We start from the raw sequence: 21,438 nt of genomic DNA on the forward strand, positions 1-21,438 counted from the left end.
GATCAGCGCAACAAAGCCGCGTCCGTTGAGGTTCGGTCGCAGGGTCACTTAGGACGGTGACGACGGAATGGTGCAGATGCCGCACCCCCATCGTCTGTCCATCGTTCAATCGAAGTGTCTGCCAAGGACGTGGCGGCCAATAGGCGCGCCGCGCCACGCCCTGCTCGGCCGGCAAATTCCGGAGGGGTCCCCGGCCGCAACGCCCCGCGTCGGAGCGGCTCGCGATACCTGACGGCACGCAGAATGATCCCCCGGGCCCTAAGCAGCACATGAACTAAATTGCCTAAATCAAGCGGGTAGCGCCAGCTATTTGCGAAGCGCCTAGTCTATCCCATGCCGCCGGCGAGATCTGCCTTGAGGGCCTCCGGTAGCTCTAGCGTCGCCAGAACTGGCGAACCAGGTCCCGTTTAGGCCTCGGCAGCTCGCTTGGCGGAGAAGGAGCCGGCAGGGGTTTAGGCCGTCCGCCCCACGCCCAGCAGAGTCACGATGAGAATAGGGCGGCGATTACAGGCGGTGCCGAAAATTGTCATGAATTGACTCCGCCTGATTCCGAGTTTGTTTCGACGTGCCGTAGTTGGTTGTAGGAGTTGGCGAAGGGACATCTGGTTCCTAACTGGAAACGCCCACCCCTTCTTGCCGACACTGCCTCACCTTGATGACCGCGGACACACTCGTTCGCGCTTTACGGGTTGGAGGTTCAATCACCGCCGGTTCACACCTCACAGCCCTTATTGTAGGCGCCATGACTGCAGTCTCAAACGACCGAGGAGCGAGCAATTGACACGCAATACACTCAGGGGACTGACGCCCGGCACAATGACCGTTCTGGCGGTCTCGGTGCTGATGGGAACAAGCATCGCGACCCCCGCGGGTGCTGCCGAAGCGGAAGCCAAGACCGCATTCAAGGCAATGTCGGACTACATGGCCGCCCAGACGGATTTTTCCTTTGACTACGACTCCGACCTGGAAATCGTGACAAGGGATCAGCAGAAGCTGGCACTGGCCAGTTCCGGCTCGATGACAGTGGAGCGACCCGACAAGATACGGGCCGAGCGCACTGGTGGATTCACCGACGTCGAGCTCGTGTTCGACGGCAAGACGGTTTCGCTTTTGGGCAAGGAGGCCAACGCCTACGGCCAGGCCGACATACCGGGCACATTGGACCAACTGATCGACGCTTTGCGCGACGACTACGAGCGACCGATTCCGGGAGCCGACCTGCTCTTGTCGGACATCTACGGCGAACTGATGCCGCTGGTCACCGACGTGAAGGACCTGGGAAGCGGTATGATCGGTGGTGTCGAATGCGATCATTTCGCGTTCAGGACGGACGAGGTGGATTGGCAGATCTGGATCGCACAGGGGGATCGCCCGTACCCGTGCCGATATGTCGTTACCAGCAAGTCTGTCCGGGGATCTCCCGAGTACAGCATCGACGTCAGGAACTGGAAGACAGGGTCTGAGGTCGACCCGGTCGAGTTCGCTTTCCAGGCACCGGCAAACGCCAAGAAACTGGACCTCAAGGAGCTTCCGGACACCGATGAGTTGCCGAAGACGTTTCTGGAAGGAGGCGTGAAATGACGATCTCTAGAAAAATGGGTACCGTAGCACTGGCGGCGGTGATCGGCCTTGCCGGCCTGGAACTTGGTGCAAGCATCGGAGTTCCAGGGCTACCGACAGTTGTTGACGAAGCATTCGCCCGGGTCGGGCGTCCGTTGACCCCCGTCAGCGCAGCGGGAGCTGCACGTCGAACCGTTCGGCGCTGCGCCGCTGGCGTTTACACCTGCTAGCCAACTGGCCGGGTGGGCCCAACGTCCATCCGGCCCATCGGCTCTTCCCCCATCAACCCACCCGAGCTGGACGAGCGGCGGCTTGGTTGAGCCAGGAGCGGGTCGCCAGACGGTGTTGGCAGCTGCCAAGCCTCGTAGAGCCGATCCGTGATGCGTGCCGTAGGCCGGTGTCCTCAACTCCCCTGACGCGTGAAGAGGGACAGAACCATCAGCGCCATGGCCGCGCGCCGTTACCGGCGAATGCGACATCGGGTGCCGTTCGGCTCGAGCGCCGCCATCCACTGGCCATCGACGGTTTGAACGGCAATCGGGTAGCGCGAGCACAATGGCGAGCCTCGATTCCCGAACCATGATTGACAGCTCGGGGTTTGGCGCGTCGTAGGCAGCCCGGCGCAGATCGTGGCCTCCGTCTCCATCACCGCGTCGACTCTGTTGCCCGCCTTGAAGCGAGAGCATCTTGCCGCGCTTGGTGATGTAAGAAGAACCTTGGGGCCAGGCGCTAGCCGCTCCCGTCATCGCCAGACAAGGGGAGGGCCCCCCACGGGAGGCCCTCCCAGCAACTACGGGTTGCAGCGGTGGTACGCGCCGTCAAAGCCGAGGAACATATCGGTTTCGGGATTGTAGGACCGATAGCGTGCCTCACATAGCGCGACATGCTCGTCCACGGTGACTATGTTCTGGTTGACGTACCTTTGATTGGTTAGCGCGGCACCGGCTCCATAGCCTATCACGCCGGCGCCAAGTCCCCAGCCGTAGGGCCGATAGCCCGCACCCCAACGGTTGTAGTAGCGGTTATTCAGGCCAGCGCCGCCCCAACGATTGTAGTAGCGGTTGTTGTTCCAACCAATGCCACCCCCGCGGTCTATACCCGGATTCAGGTGAACTCCTCCACCGAATCGCTGCGCACTTGCGGGTATCGTGGTCACGAGCATCCCTACGACTACGGCCGCCATGGCGGCCAGGGCGAGCTTCCGCATCGTCCCTCTCCCTTCTTGGGTCATGTCGTGAGGCAATGTTGAACGCGCATCTGCGAGTTTGGTTGCGTTGTAGTATACCAAACAGGACATTCAAATATCAACGGGGCGCTGATGGCGCCAGTAATTCTTATCTACTTGCGGCGCATTTGTTATGTGATCGGCAAGAGTAGTTGGACATAGAATGTAGACGCCTCATCCCTCTGGACACCCGGCGCCGCTCCGTCTCGGACATATCGGCGACCTGATGTGCCGCGCCTAGGCGGATCGCAGATGGTTGAGAGCTTCGTCGAGACCCTACGCGCCTACCCGTACATCGCGCTCTTCCTCGCGCTCGCGTTGGGATATGTGATTGGCCAGATCAAGGTCGGCGGGCACCCCCTGGGGCTGGTCACGGGCTCGCTCTTTGCCGGTCTACTCGTGGGGCAGCTCGCCATCGAGCTAAGCCCCGAGCTCAAGACGATATTCCTGCTTCTCTTCCTGTTCGCCAACGGATACGGAGCTGGGCCCCAGTTCTTCCGGGCACTCCGGCATGATGGCGTCGGACCGTTGCTGCTTACGCTTGTGGTGTGCTTCACCGGCCTCTTCATGGTCTGGCTGATGGCAAGGCTCAAGGGGCTCGATATGGGATACGCGGCGGGCCTTCTGTCCGGCACTCTCACCCAATCCTGTTCGGATTCTGGGGTGAGGTGCTGTTCGTTGCTGCGATCCTACCGCGCCTTTTGGGCATCGAACTCGAGCGTGAGGCCCGCGCACTCGAAAAGCAGCTTAGCATGAAGCAGGATTCCGGCATGCAGTCGGCATGTGCCATTCACGCCACCCGGGCTTTTAGGCTCGACACCGACCGTTACGCGACCGCAGCCTCGCTTGAGGACGAAGCGGCGGCCGAGGGGATGCGCGTGCTTGTGCTGAGGCTGCGGCGAGGCGAGATTATCTATGATGCAACACCGGCAACTGAGCTTCGGATGGGCGACATCTTGGCGCTCGGCGGACAACGACAATACCTCCTCGCCTTCGAGGGCCGGATCGGAAGCGAGCTGGACGACGCTCTGCTTCTCGACATCCCGGTAGAATCCGCCAGCGTCATCGTCACAAAGGCCGGAGCAGATGGCAGCAGCATCGGCGAGATGGCGCAGCAGGACTATGCCCGGGGGGTGTTCCTCACGCGTCTGATGCGCGGCCAGCAGCAGATTCCGATCACGGCCGTTACCCAGATCCAGCGGGGCGATGTGCTCTCGCTTATCGGTAATCCTGCCCGGTTGGATGCGGTTGCCGCAGAGATTGGGTACCGGGAGCGTTCGACGCTTGTCACCAATATGCTGACGTTCGGGTTGGGGATTGCCGTGGGATGCCTGATTGGTCTGCCGGCGTTCTTTATCGGCGGTGTAAAGCTTGCGCTTTCTACTTCGGTGGGCACCTTGCTGGCGGGACTGCTGTTCGGCTGGCTGCACAGCAGGCGACCCTGGCTGGTGGGGCACATCCCCGAGCCCTCGCGCATGTTTCTCGTAAACTTCGGCCTAGCCGGGTTCGTCGCGATCACCGGCCTGCATGCCGGGCCGTCCTTCATAAGCGGACTGCTGGAGGTCGGGCTCGCCCTCTTTGTCGCGGGAGTGATCTGCACATGCGTCCCACCCACCATAGGCGTCCTCTTCGGCCGCTACATCCTCAAGATGAATCCGGTGCTGTTGCTCGGCGCTGTTTCGGGCGCGCAAACAATGACGGCGGCGATGGTCGCGGTCCAGGACCGTGCGAAGAGCCAGGCCCCGGTGCTCGGCTTTACGGTGCCCTATGCGCTGGGAAACGTCATCCTAACCACATTTGGCACGGTGATCGTGCTGCTTATGAGTTGAAGGCCGCGAAGCTCCCGAAGCATCGACACCTTCGTGATGGAGATCAGCAAATGTACAGGCGCATCCTTGTTGCAATCGATGGATCGGACGTTGCGGCGCGAGCCCTACAGCATGGGCTGGCGCTTGCCGGGGTTCTCGGGTCCACGGTGACTATCGTCCATGTTGCCGGGATGACATCCCCGCCGATTGATGTTCACGCCGCCGCGGCCGGAGCGCGTTTGCCGCGCTTGTCAGTGGTACCCGAAGACATGCAAGCGTCGTCCAATCGCCTTCTCGAAAGGGCGAAAGAAGTCGCCGCGACCGCGGGGATAGAGGCGAAAACCTTGCTGGTGGAATACCGCCGGCCCGCCGAAGGCATTGTTGAGGCCGCGATCCTCGAGAGTGCAGAGCTTATTGTGATGGGTACTAACGGACGCCGTGGGCTCAGCCAGATGGTTCTTGGCAGTCAAACCAATACTGTGTTGCAGCACACGAACGTGCCGGTGCTGGTGACGCGCTGAGGCACGGCGAACCGCCGTACCCCCAGTTTGTGCTCTTGGCGTCGTAAGGATGGTAAACGCTGGACGAGAACCCCCAAGAATACGGCGCTCGAGTGGCACCTCTCGGCCGTTCGGCTCTAGGACGATTTGCTGCGATATCGCCCCGAATGCGGGGAGTGATGTTCACCCGGTGTTGGAACGGGATCGCGATGATGTCGTGGGCAATGTTGCCCCCAAAGGAGAAGGTCATGACGCGCTTTCGCATTTTTGCAGTCGTTGCTTCAGTCCTGATTGTTGCTGGCCCGGCCGTCGCTGCCGAGGCCGACCTGTCCAAGTTGACCTGCAAACAAGCTGCTGAAATGGGGCCAGTCGCCACGGGAGTGGTTGCGGCATGGGCAAGTGGTTATTCTCACGCCAAGAGCAACAACCCGATGGTGGAAGTAGGGACCCTCACTGCCAATGTTGACAAGGTGAAGGCCGCTTGCGCCACGTCTCCCGACGCTACCGTTTCGAGTATCATCGAGGGAATGAAGTAGAAGTAGCTCATCTGAGTAGGCGCATGGCGGCGATAGGAACGGGCACTGTCGCCGCTTGCTTTAAGGAAACGGCCAGGGAGCTGCGCCGTCTATTGGTGCCCGCAGCTCGATCGCCACGCGGCCACCGGGGCCATCGACGCCGAACGGGTTGGGGAACCTATGCGACCTCTCCGCCAGCCTGCTTTCGCTCCTGAAAGCGAAACCCCGCCACGGGCTGCCGGGGCGGGGGCCACTGGAGCACGGAAGCTCTCGAGGGTCTAGAAGCTCCAGTTGAGTCCGATAGTAAACCTGCTGGTGACCAGCCCGAAATCGGGATTGTCGTCATCCCAGCCGATGTCGATTTCCTCTTCATCGTACCAGCTGGCGCGGTACTGCAGATCGACCGCGAGGTTCTCGGCAACCGCGTAGGCGACGCCAACGCCGGCCGTGCCACCCACGGCGCTGACGTCAACTTCCACGTCGGCAAACTCCGACCAGTGCGTGGCATCAATGAAGGAAATACCGGCTGTCAGGTAGGGCATCCATAGGCCACCATCCCAGCCCAACACGCCGCGCAGCGAGCCTTCGAAGTTGACGTTGCTTTCCCAGTCGCCGAATTCGTCGAAACTGTCGTCTGCGGACAAGTCGACCCAGGCGATATCACCAGCCACGCCGAGGACAATACCGCCCGATCCGTTGAGCGCAAAGTTCCAGCCGGCATTGACGCCGAGCAGCCAGCCGCTGAGGTCGAGGTCACAGCCATCGGGCCAGCACAGTCCCTCTTCATCAGGGTTGTGGTCGAGGCCGCCCCAGCCAAAGCCGCCGAATACACCGATGTAGCCCCCATCCCAGATGCTGTAGGGGATCACTTCGACGGGCGGTTCCTCGATAACGAGGTCTGCCGCGTAGGAAGCCGACGTCAAGCCCAATGCGGCCGCGCCCACTAGTAGCATAGTCGAGACTTTCTTCACTTGAGTGGCCCTCCGGAGGTTTAGCCCAAGCACGAAACTACGCTGACTCCGTTGGGTAATCGATTGTCCGCGGCCCGTTTCAAGTCACAATATCGCAAGCAGTTGCGACACAGTAACAAGCATAAATACGTAAGAATATAAGCGCCACTCCAGATGCCGTTACGGCTTCCGATGCGGGATGCGTCAGCCTAATGCTGCTGGCGTCCACGTCAGCGGCAGAGCCGCATTACGATATTCATGACTGAAGGCAGACCTCAGCCTTTAGTCGCGAAGGGCTGGGTCGTAGAGGTCAATCAGGTCCCTACTTCAGCTTTGGGGCTCGGTGAGAACCTTGTCTACTATCGTAGAGAGTCCCAGTCTCGTGTCACAATCAATATCGACGTATGGACCAACTCAATGTTCGTCCGACTTCGCACGCTACATATCGCAAAGCGTTGATCTAGCTGCGCGCGCCCCTAGGAACAACTCGACCTGCGGGCCATTGTTGATCGTTGTCATCGTGGGAATTGGGCGTCAAAAACGCCGTAAATTGTCGACGCCGCATCTCCAAAGTGGCAACTACATCTCACGTAGACCTATTTGTGCGCCAGTGTTCGCCCGCTCACCAGAACATGTGGCGCCGGTCTCGAGTAGTGAGGCAATGCACTCGAGACCGTCTCTTCTCGGACCTCTACGTCAGGGCGCTAGCGCACTGTCAACGTTCGCGAGGTCGAGCGGTGTCCAAGTTTACGATATGTGATTGGATCGACGTCGAAGGAGCGGCCTTCCCCTATCATCGGCTGGCGCCGCATCGGTATCGAACTTGCGCGATGGCGAGGCGCGACGACGCGGCGACCAGGCGTTAAGCCACTAAACTCGAAAGCGAGCGACGATCCGTCCTCCGAAGGCTGGGATCAGTGGCAGATCCTACCGGATGCTTCGCGGAGCCGAAACCGAGCCAAGGGCGCTCTTGCCGCAGACGCGACAACATCGGGTTATGTCCCGCTACCGAAGGACACTGAAAACCGGCTTCCCTTCAACTACGTGGCGGATCGGCAGAACCGGACTAATGAATCCTAGACAATGGGCTAGAGGGCCGATTACGCAAAGAAGAGCCCCAGCCTCGGGTCGCCCAAGGCCGGGGCGTATTCCGCCACCCATCGAACCGAGAAGTCTTAGGGGCAATACCGGCTCCGCCGTCGGTGGCAATGCAGTATATCGCGGCCATTGATAGACCGTGAGTGCGTTCCCGATCAAGGATCTGAGCGATCTGCCACTCATCCATCTTACGCCCGCCTAGCAGTTCCGCTATCAAAGCATCTCGTCGGTTACCGCGCGACCAGTGTGCCGCGGAACGATGAGCTTCGTGAGGTCAAACGGTGAAGTTTCGCCGTAACGGAAGACCTCGAGGTCCGATCCAACCATCCTGGCGCTGCTGGAAGTTCTTCAACCGCCCGGGCTGAGGCTCAGCGTCGCTCCACCGTCGTGAAAGCGATGAATGGTCCCATTGTCGGCACCGTCGGACTGAAGGCCAACCCAGCGTCACGACGACATGTTTGCCAATCCCATCCGAGGCATCTCCGCGATCGCGTTCCAGGGCTCGCATGCCGGTGCGGCGCAAAGCCAGGTCAACTCAAAGGCACGCGCAGTCGCGTAAGCAGCGCGCGCACCGGCGGTACATCACGCGCGACGACGAACGGCTCTTCTACGAGAAGTTGCGCGATTATCTGGACGACGGATTTGACTCACGCCGGCAGGGGAACCAGGAGATTCGCTCTCGATTTCCTGATGGTCATCTTCTCCGCTTGTTGCAAACCGGTCGCCCCCCAAGTTGGCGCGCATCGCCGTGGATTATCTCGTGATTTCAATAACATAGGAGTTCGCGGTTTTGATCTGACTGGCGCGCCATTCACTTTCACCGACAGTTCAATGCGTTAGGCCCGCCAGACCCTAAGTCCGTGCTGGTAGTGACCCCGGGACGGCGTCGGCGCCTCCGGAATCGGCTTGATCGGCGGCCTCAAACCGAACCAGCCCCGCGTCTGTCTCCTGACAGCGCGGGTTTCTCCCCGTTGGCGGATTCGTGCTTCGTGGCGACAATCGTCCAGCAAGGTCAATGACTCTTCCTTGCGCACACGGTGCAGGGGTAGAGAGGCCTGCTTCTGAAGTGTTTCGCGTTGGCCACCAGCCCCCAAAGGGTTTCGATAGCCCGCTGCCGCGGCGATATTTCAGCGGCTGGGCGAGTTTACCTTGTTTTTTGAACTGAATAGGCGCATGGTCTGCTACGCTTCGCTGACGTCTTGCGACATTCTCGGGTCTTTCCCGCGGTTTTCCTCGATATTGTGAACGATTAGGCCCGGTTGGCACGTCGCCACCGGGAACTGGCGCCTGCACGTGTAGGCGCCGCATATCGAGAAAGGCCCAACCATGATTCAGGGCACCGTAAAGTTCTTCAACACCACCAAGGGTTTTGGCTTCATCCAGCCCGATGACGGCAGCAAGGATGCGTTCGTCCACATCAGCGCCGTCGAGCGCGGTGGCATGAGCACGCTCTCTGAAGGCCAGAAGGTCAGCTACGACCTCGAGCAGGGCCGCGACGGCAAGGTCTCCGCGACCAACCTGCGCGCTGCCTGATCACTCTGCCAGCCGGACGCGTAGTCCGGCCTGAACGCACAGTGCGCGGCTGCCCATCGGCTGCGCCCTGTCGTCACGAGGAGATGACATGACGCACCAGTACGCCGTGGGGCAGATGCTCGAGATGCGATCGTCGCCCACCAACTCACGCCGGGCCGGCCCATGCGAAGTGGTGTTCCGCCTGCCGCATGATAGCGGCCCGCTGCTTTACCGGGTACGCCCCGTCAACGACAGGGTCGAGCGCGTCGTCGCCGAAGCTGATCTCTTCGCCAGCACCGAACCGAGGCCCGATGTAGCCATGGTCGTGCCGGCATTCACGATCGCGATCTCCCGGCGATAGCTCGGAGTTCGTCGCACGCGGCTTCTGCCGCAAGAGGTCGGCAGGTGCCGACGGAAAGACTTCATTGATACTGCATTCATTCGCTGCTCCCGGAAAGCTGTTCCTGGGCAGTGACGTCGACACGGCGTTGGCCCAAGGGCCGCGCACCTTTCGGACGGCAGCCAACGCCATCCGCTTCGCGATGGAGCACGCTGCTCCGGTCAGCCTTCGGGGCGCCATGCTGATTGTCGGCAAGCGCTCTTACGGCCCGGACCAGATCAGGTCTCTGCATCGCGCCCTGCCACAGCCCACCTGAATCCCGCTCGGCCCTGCCGACGACGAAAAGATTGGAAGCCATTTGCAAGTCATGGTTCGCGACAACAATGTCGATCAGGCGCTTCGCGTCCTCAAGAAGCGACTCCAGCGAGAGGGCGTCTTTCGCGAGATGAAAATGCGAAAGTACTACGAGAAGCCGTCCGAAGAGCGGGTACGCGAGAAGGCCGAAGCGGTTCGGCGGAGCCGGAAGGCTGCACGGAAGCAGGCCATTCGGGAAGGGCTGATCGCTGCCCCCAAGCCGCGTGCAGGGGCCACGACCAGGGGGGCCTCGCGGTAGTCGCAAGGGGCCGCACAAATCGGTACTGGAGCGCGCCTTTGAATTGGCGCGCTCGGGGCGCTTTGAGAAGGCCGGCGAGGTGAAGCTAGCCGTCGCGGTCGAAGGACCGCCGGCAACTCGATGACCCTTCGTTGACCCCTGAGCAGGCAACCCAAGAAGCTGCCGCCCGTTGCCGCATCCGTTCGTGCCGGCTGCCTCAGTGTCGATGCGATCGGTGCCGCCCTGAAAGCCGGTACCAACTGCGGCTCCTGTCACCCGGAGATCCGCAGGCATATCGAGGATACCGTTTCAGTGCCGACCAGCTGACGCATGAGCCACTTGCTGCCGACCCGCGCCAGCGAGCCTCAGTTCCCGAACCAGCCGTCCTTCAGGTAGCGCATGTACTCGAAGATGGCGCCGTGCTTGCGCACGAACACCACTTCGAGGAAGTCGCCGACGATGAAGGGAGGGATCAGGATCTCGACTCCCTCGGCCTCCAGGTGCGGCTTGAGGTCCTTGACCCGGTAAGCGACGTGCGGGTTGTAGCGCACGGCGTCCGGCACGGTGCTGTCGTCACGGTAGCGCAGGAACTCGATGTGCTCGGGGTGGTTGCGGGGATTGGTGACCCAGATCTTGCTGGCCTCGACCCAATCCTCCTGCGGCTGTTCTTTCGTCGTGGTGATGCCGACGTGATCGAACTCGAAATCCGACATCAGCCGATCCTCACCACATTGCCGGTGCGAGCCGACTCTTCGGCAGCGAGCGTCGCCTCAAGGGCAGCCGTCGCATCCTCGGGCGTGCCGATGGTCACCTTTCCGCCGCTGAGAGCGGTGGAGGTGAAGTAGGTGAACTCATCGCGCAGCGCGCCGCCACGAACGCCATCGAACATCGGCCAGTAGGTGGTGTCGGGCGAGTGCAGCTTGTTGCCGTCGACGATGCCGAGGTTGGGGAAGGTATCTTGGATGTGGATGATGCCTTCGGTGCCGATGATCGACATCCGCTCATCGATGTCGAAGGGCGTCTTCTCGGGCATGCACCAGACCGTCTCCAGCGTCGCCGACGCGCCGCCCTTGAAGCGGTACATGGTCTGGCCGATGTCGGGGTGCTTGAGGCCGCGCACGTCGACCGTCTGCGCGTAGGTCGAGGCGACGGTGTCGCCTGTGAACCAGAGCATGATGTCGGTATCGTGGATGGCGTCGCCGACGATCGGGCCGATCTTGTTGAGGATCGTCGGGGTCCACGCGGCCGGGATGTTGCGGCGCGAGGACAGCGCGACGATCTTGCCGATACGGCCTTCGTCGATGGCCTGTTTGGCCATGCGGTAGCGCGGATTGAAACGGACGACATGGCCGATGAACAGGATGCCCTTGGCCCCCTTGGAGGCGGCGGTGATCTTGCGCGCGTCCGCGACGGTCGAGGCGATGGGCTTTTCGAGGAAGACGTGCTTGCCGGCCTTCAGCGCGGCAATGGCGGGCTCGGTATGCTGGTCCCACATGGTGCAGATCGAGACCGCATCGATCTCTGGATCGGCCAGCATGTCGTTGTAGTCGCGATAGAGCTTCTTGACGCCGAACTTTTCGCCCATTGCGGCGAGCCGATCGGGCGTGCGGGTGCACAGGGCCGCAAGTTCGAGATTGGGAATGCCGGCGATGGTCTCGGCGTGGATCTCGCCGAACCAGCCAAGGCCGATAATGCCGATACGCAGACGGTCCATTCTTCGTTTCCTCCTAGAAATCCTCGAGCGTCAGCTCCCGCGCCATGACGATGTTGCCGGCCGTCAGTCCGCAATCCACGGGGATCGCCGCGCCGGTGATGGCGCTGGCGGCATCAGAGGCGAGGAAGGCGATGACGCGCGCCACCTCGTAGGGTTCGACGATGCGGCCGAGCGGATACCAGCGCTCGAGCGTCTTGAGCACGTTGGGGTCCTTGGCCTTGCGCTCGTCCCAGGCAGGGGTGCGCACCGTGCCGGGCAGGACGATGTTCGCGCGGATGCCGTAGCGGCCATATTCCTGCGCGATCGAGCGGGTCAGCGAGATCATGCCGGCTTTTGCGGCGCTGTAGGCCGGGTCGCCCAGTGCCGAGAGGCCGTTGACCGAACCGACGGTGACGATGCTGCCTGAGCGACGCTCGACCATCTGTGGCAGCACCGCGTGCGCACAGGCATGGGCGCCGTTGAGGTTGGCCGCGATATCGGCTGCCCACCCCGCCGGATCGGTTTTCGCCGCCGTGTGGTGGTTCGACACGCCGGCATTGTTGATCAAGAGGTGGACGTCGCCGAAGCCGGCAAAGGCGACCTCGATCGCTGCGGCATCGGCGAGGTCGACCACGGCAGTCGTGTGGGCGATACCCTTCGCGACGAGGTCGTGCACCCGTTCGCTGCGGTCGATCGCAGCAATCCGGGCTCCCTCTTCCGAAAAGAAGCGGCAGAGCCACTGGCCGATGCCACCGGCAGCGCCGGTGATGGCGATGGTCTTGCCGGCGAACTGTCCGCTCATGCGCCCTGGTCCCTAGTGCGAGTGATGGCCGCCGATGAGGAAGGTCTCCTCGAACGGCCGGCGGCTGACTTCCATGCTCTTGCCGTCGAGATAGACGGCCATCGGCTGCAGCAGTGTCGAGCCCTGACGCTGCGTGCCGACCACATCGGTGAACACGTAGTCGCTCCTGTACTCGCGCAGCACCGCGATATCGGCGGGGGCACCGACCCCCAGGTGTCCGAGGTCGGGACGGCGGATGGCGAGGGCAGGGCGGCTCGTCGACATGCCGATCACCTCGGCGACCGAGAGGCCGCAGTTGAGCAGCTTGCTCATCGTGTGCAGCAGGTCGTAGCCCGGGCCCTCGACGGCGATGACGTGCACGTCCGACGAGATCAGGTCCGGCTTGAACCCGTCCCTGAGCGCCGCCTCGGCGGTGTCGTAGCCGAACGCGCCCATGCCATGCGCGATGTCGAACAGCACGCCGCGCTCGCGCGCTTTCCACACCGCATCCAGCACCTTGCCGTCGGGCCCGATCGCCGAGTTCGGCTCGGGGCGGTAGCAGTGGGTGAGAATGTCGCCCGGGCGCAGCATGTCGACGACGTCGGAATAGCTCGGCGGCGGGTGGCCGATATGGGTCATCAGCGGCAGGTCGACGGCGTTGGCAGCTTCGAGCGCCAGTTCCAGCGCACCGAGGCCGAGGTCGCCGGTGACGATGCCGCCGATGCGCACCTTCACGCCGACGATGCGGTCTCGATTGGCCTCGACCTTTTCGACGCAGCGGTGCACCGGCAGCATGGCGCGCGCCGTCGCCTCGCCAATCGAGACGTCCTTGTCGAACCCGAAGATGCCGGGGAAGGAAATGTTGAGGAAGGCGAGGATCCGGTACGGCGACGGGATCATCACGTAGTCGCGGAAGCCGTCATAGTTGCCGGCGCCGGCGCTGCCCGCATCGATCAGCGTGGTGCAGGCCGAACGGCGCGCAATGAAACCCGGGTCGACGCTCAGCGAGGTCGCCTTGTGGTAGACGTGCGTGTGGATGTCGATCAGCCCCGGCGCGACAATCGAGCCGGCGACGTCGCTGACCCTGGCTCCGGCCGGATCGATCGAGGGCGCTACCGCGGCGATCTTGCCGGACTTGATGGCGACGTCGAGCTGGCCGTCGACGCCGTTGCGCTCGTCGATGACGCGCCCGCCCTTGAGGACGAGGTCGTATTTCGGCTGGTTGGCAGGTCCAGGCATGGGAGCCTCCGGGGTGAGCGAGGCCCTGCGGCGGACCTGCCGGGCCGCCGCCGAAACGCGCTGCAACGTTGTGGGGGTCAGGCGAGCTCTACGACACGCTTCTCGTTGATGCTCTGCTCTGCGGCGAGAACGATGCGGAGGCTGTTCACCGCGGCATCCATCGAGTCGGACAGGTCGATGTCCTCCTGGATCGCCTTGAGGAAGAAGGCCTGCTCGCGATCGCACAGGTCCTGGTGACCCGGCTCGTCGGTCATGGTGAAGATCTCGTCCTTCTTCACGAAGCTCTTGTCGCCCGGCGCCACCTCGGCGTGGTGGTACTGGATGGCGTCGGTCTTGGTGTGCTGGTCGATGTTGGAGGAGTCCGAGACGCCGTCCTTGTGGTCGTGCGGGTTGGGCACGATGGAAACGGCGCCCTTGGGGCCCACCACGTCCTTCACGAAGTACGCGACCTCGCTCATCATCGGGCCCCAGCCGGCTTCGTACCAGCCGACAGAGCCGTCATCGAAGGTGACATGCAGGTGACCGTAGTTCGGCTTGTCGGCCTCGGCCCACAGATGTGCGCCGATACCGTGCACCCGCACCGGCTTGGCGCCGGTCAGCTGGCACATGACGTCGACATAGTGCACGCCGCAATCGACGATCGGGATCAGCGAGTCGATCAGGTTCTTGTGCCAGTCATAGGTGGGGCCGCCGGACTGCTGGTTGAGGTTGAGGCGCATCACCAGCGGCTTGCCGAGCGTCTGGCCCAGCTCGATGAATTTCATCCAGCTCGGGTGCACGCGCAGGATGTAGCCGAGCACGAGCTTGCGGTTCTTCGCCCGCGCCGTCGCGACCACCTTCTCTGCATCCTCGATATTGGTCGCGATCGGCTTTTCCATGAAGACGTGCGCGCCCGCGTTCATCGCCTTGATGGCGTATTCGGCGTGGCTGTTGGGCCAGGAATTGATCGACACCGCGTCGGGGCGGGTAACGGCGAGAGCTTCGTCGAAATCCTCGAACAGCGGATAGCCCTGCAGCTCATCGGGGACCGGCTTGGACTTGGCCGTGCGGCTCATGATGCCGACGATCTCGAACCCCGGATTGCGATGATAGGCGCTCGCATGGGACTTGCCCATGTTGCCCAGCCCCACCACCAGCACGCGCACCTTGTCAGCCATCCGGCCCTCCCCGTTGTCTTGTTGTCTGCAAAGACGCGGGCGGCGCGTTGGCCGCCCGCTTCAGTGGTCAGGCGATGGCCTGGTCGAACAGCTTGGCCTTGACGGCCTCGATGTCGACGGCAGCCAGATCGGCCGGCAGCTCGACGGCGAGCGCGTCGGCCTTGACCTTTTCGTGGTCGAAGTCGTTGGCGGCCGCGATGCAGTCGTTGGTGACGACGTCCTCGGCCTTGATCGGCGCCTTGACCTGGCCGAGCTCGTGGACCTTGTCGAAGAAGGTCTGCCAGGCGGCCATGTCATGGTGGCCCCAGCCCGCGCGCTTGGACATGTCGCCACGCACCACGTTGAGGTTCTGCAGCATAGACATGGCGCCCTGCTCAGGGCCGTTGGCCGCCGCGACCGACGGGAACTGCTCGAACACGGCATGCACCGCGGCCATCGGGTTCTGGTAGGAGGCCTCGAGGCCCATCGACCAGGCGCGCAGGTACTTGTCGAGGAACGCCTTCTTGTCCGGGTCCTCGAGGTCGGCAGCGCGCACCACGTAGGTGTTCGCGAACAGCGGCGAGCGCTGCACGCCAAGCCAGTACTCGAAATCGAGCCCGGTCGAGATCCACTCGGCGCGCAGGCCTTCCCAGGCGAGGGCGGCATCGCCCTGGCCGGCGGCGAGCGCCGTGCCCCAGGTCGGCCAGCCGGCTTCGACATACTTCACCTTGGTGATGTCGACGCCGTGCACGGCCAGCATCGGATCAACGATCGACTGCCAGGCGGCCGAGCCGAGCAGGATCGTCTTGCCTTCGAGTTGCTTCAGGTCGTTGGTGCCTTCGCCCTTGCGGAAGGCGAGGCTGAACGTGTCGAGCGCGCCCCAGTGGAAGGCGGACTTGAGCTTCATGCCGTTCTCGAGCGCGAACGAGAAGATGCCCGGGGAGGGGAAGCCCATGTCGGCCTGGCCGACATCGACGAACTTCACCGTCGCGGTGCCGTCGGACGGGCCGGGCTGCATGTCGACTTCGACGCCCAGGTCGTCGAAATAGCCGAGCTTCTTGCCCATCCAGAAACCGAAATCGTCGAGCACCTCGAGCGTGCCGCGCGGCGAGATCCAGGTGAACTTCGAGTACGGAGCCGCACTGGCGCGGCCGATCCCGCCCAATGCCGTCGCGGTGACGACACCGGCGGCGGAAACCTGAAGGAAGGTGCGGCGGCTCATGCCACCGGGAAGCGCTAACCTAACCATTGTCTACCCCTGTATGATGGTTCGTTTGTAGTCCCTTGGTCCGTCGCGTCCCTCCACGACGGGTTGGTCTCAGGCCTCCCAACTCGCGAACTTCTTCCCGAGCAGGAAGAAGAGCACGTAGATCAGGATGCCCAGAAGCGAGAGGATCAGGACCACAGCGAAGAACTGCGGCATCTGGATCATCGAAGAATAGGAGGTGAGCCGGTTGCCCAGCCCGAAGCCACCGCCGACCATTTCGGCGCCGACCGCGGTGAGCAGCCCGAAGATCGAGCCGACCATCAGGCCGACGAAGATCATCGGCAGCGCCATGGGCGCCCGTACCTTCCAGAAGATCTGCAGCGTCGAGGCGCCATAGGAGCGCGCCAGCGCGATCTTGCCACTGTCGACGCGGCGGAAGCCGGTCGCGGCGTTGATCATCACCATCGGGCCCGAGGCCAGCGCCACGGCGATGATGCGCGGCTCGTAGCCGAAGCCGAAGCGCAGGATCAGCAGCGGCACCAGCGCCAGCATCGGCGTCGTCACGAGCAGCAGGATATAGGGGGTGATGATCTTTTCGGCGAACGGGAACTGGGTGATCACCGCAGCGAGGATCAGGCCGATTGTCGCGCCGATGGCGAAGCCGCTCAGCAGTTCGACGAGCGTGTGCCCAAGGTGCGGCAGGATGAGGTGAAAGTCCGTCACCAGCGCCACCGCGATCTCGCTGGGCTTGGGCAACACGTATTGCGGCACCTGGAATAGGTTGAGCAGCAGTTCCGTGCCGCCGATGATGACCACCGCGACCAGCACGATCGCCAGCACCTCGCGCAGCGAGCGGATGCCTGGCCCGGCGGCCAGCGCCGACATGCCGCCGCTGATGCCGACCTCGCCGGTCGCGCCGCCGCGCTTGAACTCGGGAATGGCGTCGGTTTCGCTCACGGGATCCTCAAACGGAAGGCTGCGCGGGCTGGGCGATGGAGGGCCTGGCGTAGCGGCTCTGCTGCTCGCCAATGATCTCCATCTTGATGGTGTTGGTGAGGTCGAACACTTCCCTTGTCGCCATGATCTCCAGCGAGCGCGGCCGCGGGAAGGGAACCTCGTGGATGCTGGCAACCCGCCCCGGACGGGCGCTCATCACCACGATGCGGTCCGACAGGAAGATCGCTTCCTCGATCGAGTGGGTGATGAGGACGATGGTGGTACGGGTGTCGAGCCAGATCTCCTCGACCATCTGGTTCATCTCTTCGCGCGTGAAGGCGTCGAGCGCACCGAACGGCTCGTCCATCAGGAGCACCGATGGCTTGAACGACAGCGCGCGCACCAGCGCGGCACGCTGCTGCATGCCGCCCGACAGCTCACGCGGAAACCGGCCGCCGAAGCCGCCGAGGCCGACGCGCTGCAGCAGGTCGTCGATCCAGGCGCGATCGGGTTTGGTGCCCTTGATCTCGAAGGGGAAATTGATGTTGGCGTCGAGGTTGCGCCAGGGCAGGAGGTTGGCGTCCTGGAACACCATGCCGATCTCGGGGCTCGGACCGTCCACCGGCGCGCCGTCGAGCAGCACCTGACCGGAGGTCAGCTTATGCAAGCCCGACATGGACCACAGCAGCGTGGTCTTGCCGCAACCGGACGGGCCCACGATGGAGACAATTTCTCCAGCCCGGATGTCCAGCGAACAACTGTCGATCGCCAGCAGGTCACCTGATCGGGTATTGTATACCTTGGTGGCGTCCCTGACGCGCAGCTTGGGCTGACTTGCGGCTCCTGACAATCGTCCCTCACGATTCGCGCCCATGCCGGCCGCTCCCCGGCGAGCTCCCTCAAGCCCGTCGTAAGCCGACGATCATAGTGTGTGACTAACCTACTTTTTCTGTCAAGCGACCAAAATGCGCTGCTGAGCAACATTGGCAGTATGCCCGAAAATCGGAGCTTACACGCCTTGATGGGTGTGTAAGTTTCCGACATATTGCGCTCTACTGTCCCTGTACGACGCGCTTGCAGGGGGCTGTGGGCGATTGAGTTCGTTAGATCCTGAAAAGCGGTGCTATAGGGCCCCGACTTCAAGCTGCGAAAGGCGCCCTTATGCGCACGCATGTGTCCGACGGTCGAACCAGCGACGGCTACGCCAAGCCGATCCCCGACATCCTTGCGATCATCAAGGATTCGTATGCCGAGCTGCGTCCGGCGGAACGCCGGGTTGCCGATGTGGTGCTGGCCGACGTCACCTTCGCGGTCGACGCGGCCAATGCCGAGATCGCAAAGCGCGCCGGCGTCAGCGAGCCGACGGTGACCCGCTTCTGTCGCGCCATCGGCTGCGAGGGGGTGCGCGACTTCAAGCTGAAGCTGGCCCAGAGCGTGGTGGTCGGGCGCCTCTACCTCGCGCCGGGCGATCCGATGCCGCCGACGTCGGACGCGTCGCCGCTATGGAGCGTGGTGTTCGGCGAGGCCAGGAACGCCCTCTCGGCGGTGGAACGGTCCGTGGATCCGGCCGATATCCTGAAGGCGGCCGAGCTCGTCGCAAAGGCGCATCAGGTAGTGGTGTTCGGCCTCGGTGGAAGCTCCACGGCGCTGGCACAGGAGACGCAGAATCGGCTGTTCCGCTATGGCGTGGTGGCCGTCGCCCACTCCGATCCATATGTGCTCAAGATGACCGCCGCGACGCTGAAGCCCGACGACCTGGTCATCGCCATTTCCGGCACGGGGCGGACGCCCGAGGTGATCGAGGTGGTCGAACTCGCCAAGCACTATCGCGCCAAGGCGATCGGGATCACCACGCCCAACTCCGAACTCGCCGCCATCTGCGACGTGAAGCTCACCGTCGATATCCCGGAATACCCCGACCCGCTGAAGCCGACGGCGTCGCGCTACGCCTTCCTCGTCATCATCGACCTGCTGTCGAGCGCCGTGGGCTATCGCCTCGACCCTTCGGCACGCGAGACGCTCAGGCGCATCAAGTACACGGTCCTGAACCACCGCAAGGGCAAGGTCCTCGAACCGCTTGGGGACTGAGCCGCCTGAGGGGGCTGGCGCCTGGTTGGGGTCCGTTTTGCACTGGCGGCACCGCGGTCAGCGACTTTGCCGAGCGAGGGCGATGCGCGTACGAGTGCGTCGCCCATTATGAACGCCTGGTCGTTCGGCGCGAGCTGGCAAAGCGTGCCGATCGTCATCCCGTATCTGCAGCGGCTCGGCTCGGAGTGGGGCTCGAAGACATCCGCGACAAGCTGGTGGCAACCTGCAGGGACATCGCGCGCAACCTGAGCCCCTGATCTGCAGTGGCCGAGTCCCGGCCCGGCACTGGTGTTGCGCCTGCGCTCCCAGCTTGATCGGGGAGAACCTGTCTCGGGTGGATGTCCGAGGTCGTCTACCCCAGTGGGAGCCGTGATCAGGAAACTCCAGACGGAGGGCCCATGTCAGCTCTTGGCCCGAAGCGACATCCGCCAGTCGCGCATACTGGGTTCCTAGGTTGTCTTGACCTCCTCGACTGTGGTGGCCGCGCCGGTCATCAGTGCGACCAGGTCGGTGCCGGTGAGCGCCGACATCTGCCCGTCGAATACCTTGCGGCCGAGCCGCAGGACACAAACCCGATCGGCAACCCGCATGACGTGCTGCATGTTGTGGCTGATAAAGATCACGGCGACGTTGTGACTGCGCAACTGCTCGATGAACGACAGCACCAGTTCGGTCTGCTTGACGCCGAGCGCTGCGGTCGGCTCGTCCAGCACGACGATGCGGCTGCCCCACAGCACGGCCCGTGCAATGGCAACCACCTGCCGCTGGCCACCCGACAGTCCCGCGACCTTGGTACGGATATCGGGCAGGCCGAGGCCGAAGCGCTCGTAACCCTCCTGTACGCGGCGGCGCATGGTTGCCACGTCCATAGTGCGCGTCATGTCACCCAACGGCCCGGACACAAGCAGTTCCCGACCGAGGAAGATGTTCTCAGCGATGTCGAGGCCGGGGACCAGTGCCAAGGTCTGGAACACCGTCTCGACGCCTGCACGGCGAGCATCCTGTGCGGTCTCGAAGGTGCGGTTCTCGCCGGCAACGAGAATCTGGCCGGTATCTGGACGGATCGTACCGGCCATCATGCGGGTGAGGGTGCTCTTGCCCGCACCATTGTCGCCGACCAGCCCGATCACCTCGCCCGGATATAGGCTGAGGCTGACCGATTTCACGGCATGCACGGGACCAAACGATCTGCTGAGGCCGCGCAGTTCAAGCGCAGGCGCGTGCGTCTGCGTGGTGCTCATTGGCCGCCTCCCGCGCCTTGCGTGACAGGTTCGATCGGTTCCTTGTCGATCGGCACCTGCAGCCGTTCGAGCCGCTGGTACAGCATGTCGAGGGCGGCCGCGCCACAGAGCGCCGCGCCGATCGCCACCTGCTCGACATAGGGACTGACGTTGATCTGGATCAGGCCGTTCGACAGCACCCCGACGAAGAGCAGGCCGAAGAACACCCCGAACAGCGATCCGCGCCCGCCAGTGAACGAAACACCGCCCAGCAGGATTGCCGTCAGGACCTCGAGCTCCATCCCGGTGCCGATGGTGACCGCAGCACCATCGAGCTGGGACGCGACAATCAGGCCGCCAAGCGCTGAAGCGACACCGGAGGCGACATACAGCCAGAAAGGGACGAGCTTGACTGGGATGCCGAGTTCGGCGGCGGTGTCCTTGGCGCCACCGATGGCGATCATGTGACGACCGAGCGGCGCCCTGTACCAGAAATGGAGGCCAACGGCCAGGACGAGCAGGAACAGCAAGATGGGGACCGGCACGCCGAGCAGCTTGCCGTTGCCGAGGAAGGCGAACTCCGGGCCGTAGCCGTAAGTGGTGTAGCCCTGGGTGATGAATTCGGCAAGGCCTCGGGCGCCGGCCAGTCCGCCCAGTGTGATGATGATCGGCGAGAAGCCGTTAATGGCAATCAGATAGCCATTGAACGCGCCCCACAGCATGCCGACGCCGAGGCCGAACAGCAGGGAAGCCGGAAGGCCGAGGCCGTTCTCCATTGCCTGGCCAAAGACGACTGCGGCAAGCACGGCGACGGAGCCGACCGATAGGTCGACGAGGCCGCACAGGATCAGCATCGCTCCGGGTACGACGATCAACCCGATCACTGCGTTCTGCAGCAGGATCACGGTCACGTTCGGCAACGTCAGGAAGCGACTGCTCGCGAACGAGAATATTGCGACCAGGAGGACTAGTGCAAAGAACAGGCCGTTGCGCTGGATCCAGGTCAGTATCTGCTGGCGTGTCATGTTCGGGGCCCCC

Annotated in this window: 23 protein-coding genes and 1 pseudogene; 12 read left to right on the forward strand and 12 right to left on the reverse strand. The window is 63.1% G+C overall.

Features of this window, described 5'->3' with window-relative positions; genetic code table 11:
* The first annotated feature begins 777 nt into the window (after positions 1-777).
* A complete protein-coding gene (locus tag PRN20_RS06105) occupies positions 778-1,581 on the forward strand; it encodes a DUF2092 domain-containing protein (RefSeq protein ID WP_443112531.1) in 804 nt (267 codons plus the stop codon).
* Entirely contained in the window at positions 1,578-1,790 is a 213-nt protein-coding gene (locus tag PRN20_RS06110) for a hypothetical protein (protein WP_273956346.1), read from the forward strand. The genes PRN20_RS06105 and PRN20_RS06110 overlap by 4 nt, the downstream gene beginning before the upstream one ends.
* A 560-nt stretch (positions 1,791-2,350) precedes the next feature.
* On the opposite strand, the gene PRN20_RS06115 is transcribed toward PRN20_RS06110, so the two are convergent.
* Positions 2,351-2,767 (reverse strand): BA14K family protein, encoded by a 417-nt coding sequence (locus PRN20_RS06115; RefSeq protein ID WP_273956347.1) that lies wholly within the window; start codon positions 2,765-2,767, stop codon positions 2,351-2,353.
* Between the two features lie 270 nt (positions 2,768-3,037).
* Between PRN20_RS06115 and PRN20_RS06120 the strand changes: the two genes are divergently transcribed.
* The 4 genes from PRN20_RS06120 (at position 3,038) to PRN20_RS06135 (ending at position 5,629) form a co-directional block, all read left to right on the forward strand.
* On the forward strand, positions 3,038-3,541 hold the full coding sequence (locus PRN20_RS06120; RefSeq protein WP_273956348.1) for a hypothetical protein: 504 nt from the start codon (positions 3,038-3,040) through the stop codon (positions 3,539-3,541).
* On the forward strand, positions 3,538-4,614 hold the full coding sequence (locus tag PRN20_RS06125) for a TrkA C-terminal domain-containing protein (protein WP_273956349.1): 1,077 nt from the start codon (positions 3,538-3,540) through the stop codon (positions 4,612-4,614). The genes PRN20_RS06120 and PRN20_RS06125 overlap by 4 nt, the downstream gene beginning before the upstream one ends.
* A 50-nt stretch (positions 4,615-4,664) precedes the next feature.
* Complete coding sequence (locus PRN20_RS06130) at positions 4,665-5,114, forward strand: universal stress protein (RefSeq protein ID WP_273956350.1); 450 nt, start codon at positions 4,665-4,667, stop codon at positions 5,112-5,114.
* Between the two features lie 227 nt (positions 5,115-5,341).
* Positions 5,342-5,629: an HdeA/HdeB family chaperone gene (locus PRN20_RS06135; RefSeq protein WP_273956351.1), complete on the forward strand. Its 288-nt coding sequence runs from the start codon at positions 5,342-5,344 to the stop codon at positions 5,627-5,629.
* A 257-nt stretch (positions 5,630-5,886) separates the two neighbouring features.
* Here the strand turns inward: PRN20_RS06135 and PRN20_RS06140 are convergent, their stop codons facing one another.
* Positions 5,887-6,579: an outer membrane protein gene (locus PRN20_RS06140; RefSeq protein WP_273956352.1), complete on the reverse strand. Its 693-nt coding sequence runs from the start codon at positions 6,577-6,579 to the stop codon at positions 5,887-5,889.
* A gap of 2,403 nt (positions 6,580-8,982) precedes the next feature.
* On the opposite strand from PRN20_RS06140, the gene PRN20_RS06145 reads away from it, so the two are divergent.
* The 5 genes and pseudogenes from PRN20_RS06145 to PRN20_RS22850 all read left to right on the forward strand — a co-directional run.
* A complete protein-coding gene (locus PRN20_RS06145) occupies positions 8,983-9,189 on the forward strand; it encodes a cold-shock protein (RefSeq protein ID WP_273956353.1) in 207 nt (68 codons plus the stop codon).
* An 88-nt stretch (positions 9,190-9,277) separates the two neighbouring features.
* Positions 9,278-9,529, forward strand: coding sequence for a hypothetical protein (locus PRN20_RS06150; protein ID WP_273956354.1), 252 nt, complete (start codon positions 9,278-9,280; stop codon positions 9,527-9,529).
* A gap of 64 nt (positions 9,530-9,593) precedes the next feature.
* Positions 9,594-9,824 carry a hypothetical protein gene (locus PRN20_RS06155; protein WP_273956355.1) on the forward strand — a complete coding sequence of 77 codons (231 nt, stop codon included), beginning with the start codon at positions 9,594-9,596 and terminating at the stop codon, positions 9,822-9,824.
* A 42-nt stretch (positions 9,825-9,866) separates the two neighbouring features.
* Positions 9,867-10,121, forward strand: a complete 255-nt coding sequence (gene rpsU, locus PRN20_RS06160; protein ID WP_273956356.1) for a 30S ribosomal protein S21 — start codon at positions 9,867-9,869, stop codon at positions 10,119-10,121.
* Positions 10,122-10,298: 177 nt separating this feature from the next.
* Positions 10,299-10,427: pseudogene (locus PRN20_RS22850) on the forward strand ((2Fe-2S)-binding protein); the annotation flags it as partial.
* A gap of 38 nt (positions 10,428-10,465) precedes the next feature.
* Here the strand turns inward: PRN20_RS22850 and PRN20_RS06165 are convergent.
* From PRN20_RS06165 to PRN20_RS06200, 8 genes are all read right to left on the reverse strand, one after another.
* Entirely contained in the window at positions 10,466-10,813 is a 348-nt protein-coding gene (locus PRN20_RS06165; RefSeq protein ID WP_273956357.1) for a hypothetical protein, read from the reverse strand.
* The gene (locus tag PRN20_RS06170) at positions 10,813-11,814 is read right to left on the reverse strand and encodes a Gfo/Idh/MocA family protein (protein ID WP_273956358.1); all 1,002 of its coding nucleotides are present in this window, start codon (positions 11,812-11,814) and stop codon (positions 10,813-10,815) included. The genes PRN20_RS06165 and PRN20_RS06170 overlap by 1 nt, the downstream gene beginning before the upstream one ends.
* A 13-nt stretch (positions 11,815-11,827) precedes the next feature.
* Positions 11,828-12,595, reverse strand: a complete 768-nt coding sequence (locus tag PRN20_RS06175; protein ID WP_273956359.1) for an SDR family oxidoreductase — start codon at positions 12,593-12,595, stop codon at positions 11,828-11,830.
* Between the two features lie 12 nt (positions 12,596-12,607).
* Positions 12,608-13,813 carry an amidohydrolase/deacetylase family metallohydrolase gene (locus tag PRN20_RS06180; RefSeq protein ID WP_273956360.1) on the reverse strand — a complete coding sequence of 402 codons (1,206 nt, stop codon included), beginning with the start codon at positions 13,811-13,813 and terminating at the stop codon, positions 12,608-12,610.
* A gap of 77 nt (positions 13,814-13,890) precedes the next feature.
* Positions 13,891-14,970 (reverse strand): Gfo/Idh/MocA family protein, encoded by a 1,080-nt coding sequence (locus tag PRN20_RS06185; RefSeq protein WP_273956361.1) that lies wholly within the window; start codon positions 14,968-14,970, stop codon positions 13,891-13,893.
* Between the two features lie 67 nt (positions 14,971-15,037).
* Positions 15,038-16,198, reverse strand: a complete 1,161-nt coding sequence (locus PRN20_RS06190; RefSeq protein ID WP_273956362.1) for an ABC transporter substrate-binding protein — start codon at positions 16,196-16,198, stop codon at positions 15,038-15,040.
* Positions 16,199-16,267: 69 nt separating this feature from the next.
* Positions 16,268-17,113: an ABC transporter permease gene (locus PRN20_RS06195; RefSeq protein WP_273956363.1), complete on the reverse strand. Its 846-nt coding sequence runs from the start codon at positions 17,111-17,113 to the stop codon at positions 16,268-16,270.
* A 7-nt stretch (positions 17,114-17,120) separates the two neighbouring features.
* Entirely contained in the window at positions 17,121-17,966 is an 846-nt protein-coding gene (locus PRN20_RS06200; protein ID WP_273956364.1) for an ABC transporter ATP-binding protein, read from the reverse strand.
* 287 nt (positions 17,967-18,253) lie between these two features.
* Between PRN20_RS06200 and PRN20_RS06205 the strand changes: the two genes are divergently transcribed.
* Entirely contained in the window at positions 18,254-19,180 is a 927-nt protein-coding gene (locus PRN20_RS06205) for a MurR/RpiR family transcriptional regulator (protein ID WP_273956365.1), read from the forward strand.
* Between the two features lie 449 nt (positions 19,181-19,629).
* Here the strand turns inward: PRN20_RS06205 and PRN20_RS06210 are convergent, their stop codons facing one another.
* A complete protein-coding gene (locus tag PRN20_RS06210) occupies positions 19,630-20,421 on the reverse strand; it encodes an ATP-binding cassette domain-containing protein (RefSeq protein WP_273956366.1) in 792 nt (263 codons plus the stop codon).
* Positions 20,418-21,425, reverse strand: coding sequence for an ABC transporter permease (locus PRN20_RS06215; protein ID WP_273956367.1), 1,008 nt, complete (start codon positions 21,423-21,425; stop codon positions 20,418-20,420). Before PRN20_RS06215 ends, PRN20_RS06210 begins: the two co-directional genes overlap by 4 nt.
* Positions 21,426-21,438: the final 13 nt, after the last annotated feature.

Origin of the sequence: Devosia sp. ZB163, from assembly GCF_028613635.1 — a bacterium.
In the GTDB taxonomy this organism is placed as follows: Bacteria; Pseudomonadota; Alphaproteobacteria; order Rhizobiales; family Devosiaceae; genus Devosia_A.

What these genes read in the sequence shown, in the direction of transcription:
- PRN20_RS06110 (WP_273956346.1), top strand. Translation starts at nt 1,578, where the DNA reads ATGACGATCTCTAGAAAAATGGGTACCGTAGCACTGGCGGCGGTGATC.
- PRN20_RS06115 (WP_273956347.1), bottom strand. Translation starts at nt 2,767, where the DNA reads ATGCGGAAGCTCGCCCTGGCCGCCATGGCGGCCGTAGTCGTAGGGATG.
- PRN20_RS06120 (WP_273956348.1), top strand. Translation starts at nt 3,038, where the DNA reads ATGGTTGAGAGCTTCGTCGAGACCCTACGCGCCTACCCGTACATCGCG.
- PRN20_RS06125 (WP_273956349.1), top strand. Translation starts at nt 3,538, where the DNA reads ATGAAGCAGGATTCCGGCATGCAGTCGGCATGTGCCATTCACGCCACC.
- PRN20_RS06130 (WP_273956350.1), top strand. Translation starts at nt 4,665, where the DNA reads ATGTACAGGCGCATCCTTGTTGCAATCGATGGATCGGACGTTGCGGCG.
- PRN20_RS06135 (WP_273956351.1), top strand. Translation starts at nt 5,342, where the DNA reads ATGACGCGCTTTCGCATTTTTGCAGTCGTTGCTTCAGTCCTGATTGTT.
- PRN20_RS06145 (WP_273956353.1), top strand. Translation starts at nt 8,983, where the DNA reads ATGATTCAGGGCACCGTAAAGTTCTTCAACACCACCAAGGGTTTTGGC.
- PRN20_RS06150 (WP_273956354.1), top strand. Translation starts at nt 9,278, where the DNA reads ATGACGCACCAGTACGCCGTGGGGCAGATGCTCGAGATGCGATCGTCG.
- PRN20_RS06165 (WP_273956357.1), bottom strand. Translation starts at nt 10,813, where the DNA reads ATGTCGGATTTCGAGTTCGATCACGTCGGCATCACCACGACGAAAGAA.
- PRN20_RS06170 (WP_273956358.1), bottom strand. Translation starts at nt 11,814, where the DNA reads ATGGACCGTCTGCGTATCGGCATTATCGGCCTTGGCTGGTTCGGCGAG.
- PRN20_RS06175 (WP_273956359.1), bottom strand. Translation starts at nt 12,595, where the DNA reads ATGAGCGGACAGTTCGCCGGCAAGACCATCGCCATCACCGGCGCTGCC.
- PRN20_RS06180 (WP_273956360.1), bottom strand. Translation starts at nt 13,813, where the DNA reads ATGCCTGGACCTGCCAACCAGCCGAAATACGACCTCGTCCTCAAGGGC.
- PRN20_RS06185 (WP_273956361.1), bottom strand. Translation starts at nt 14,970, where the DNA reads ATGGCTGACAAGGTGCGCGTGCTGGTGGTGGGGCTGGGCAACATGGGC.
- PRN20_RS06190 (WP_273956362.1), bottom strand. Translation starts at nt 16,198, where the DNA reads ATGGTTAGGTTAGCGCTTCCCGGTGGCATGAGCCGCCGCACCTTCCTT.
- PRN20_RS06200 (WP_273956364.1), bottom strand. Translation starts at nt 17,966, where the DNA reads ATGGGCGCGAATCGTGAGGGACGATTGTCAGGAGCCGCAAGTCAGCCC.
- PRN20_RS06205 (WP_273956365.1), top strand. Translation starts at nt 18,254, where the DNA reads ATGCGCACGCATGTGTCCGACGGTCGAACCAGCGACGGCTACGCCAAG.
- PRN20_RS06210 (WP_273956366.1), bottom strand. Translation starts at nt 20,421, where the DNA reads ATGAGCACCACGCAGACGCACGCGCCTGCGCTTGAACTGCGCGGCCTC.
- PRN20_RS06215 (WP_273956367.1), bottom strand. Translation starts at nt 21,425, where the DNA reads ATGACACGCCAGCAGATACTGACCTGGATCCAGCGCAACGGCCTGTTC.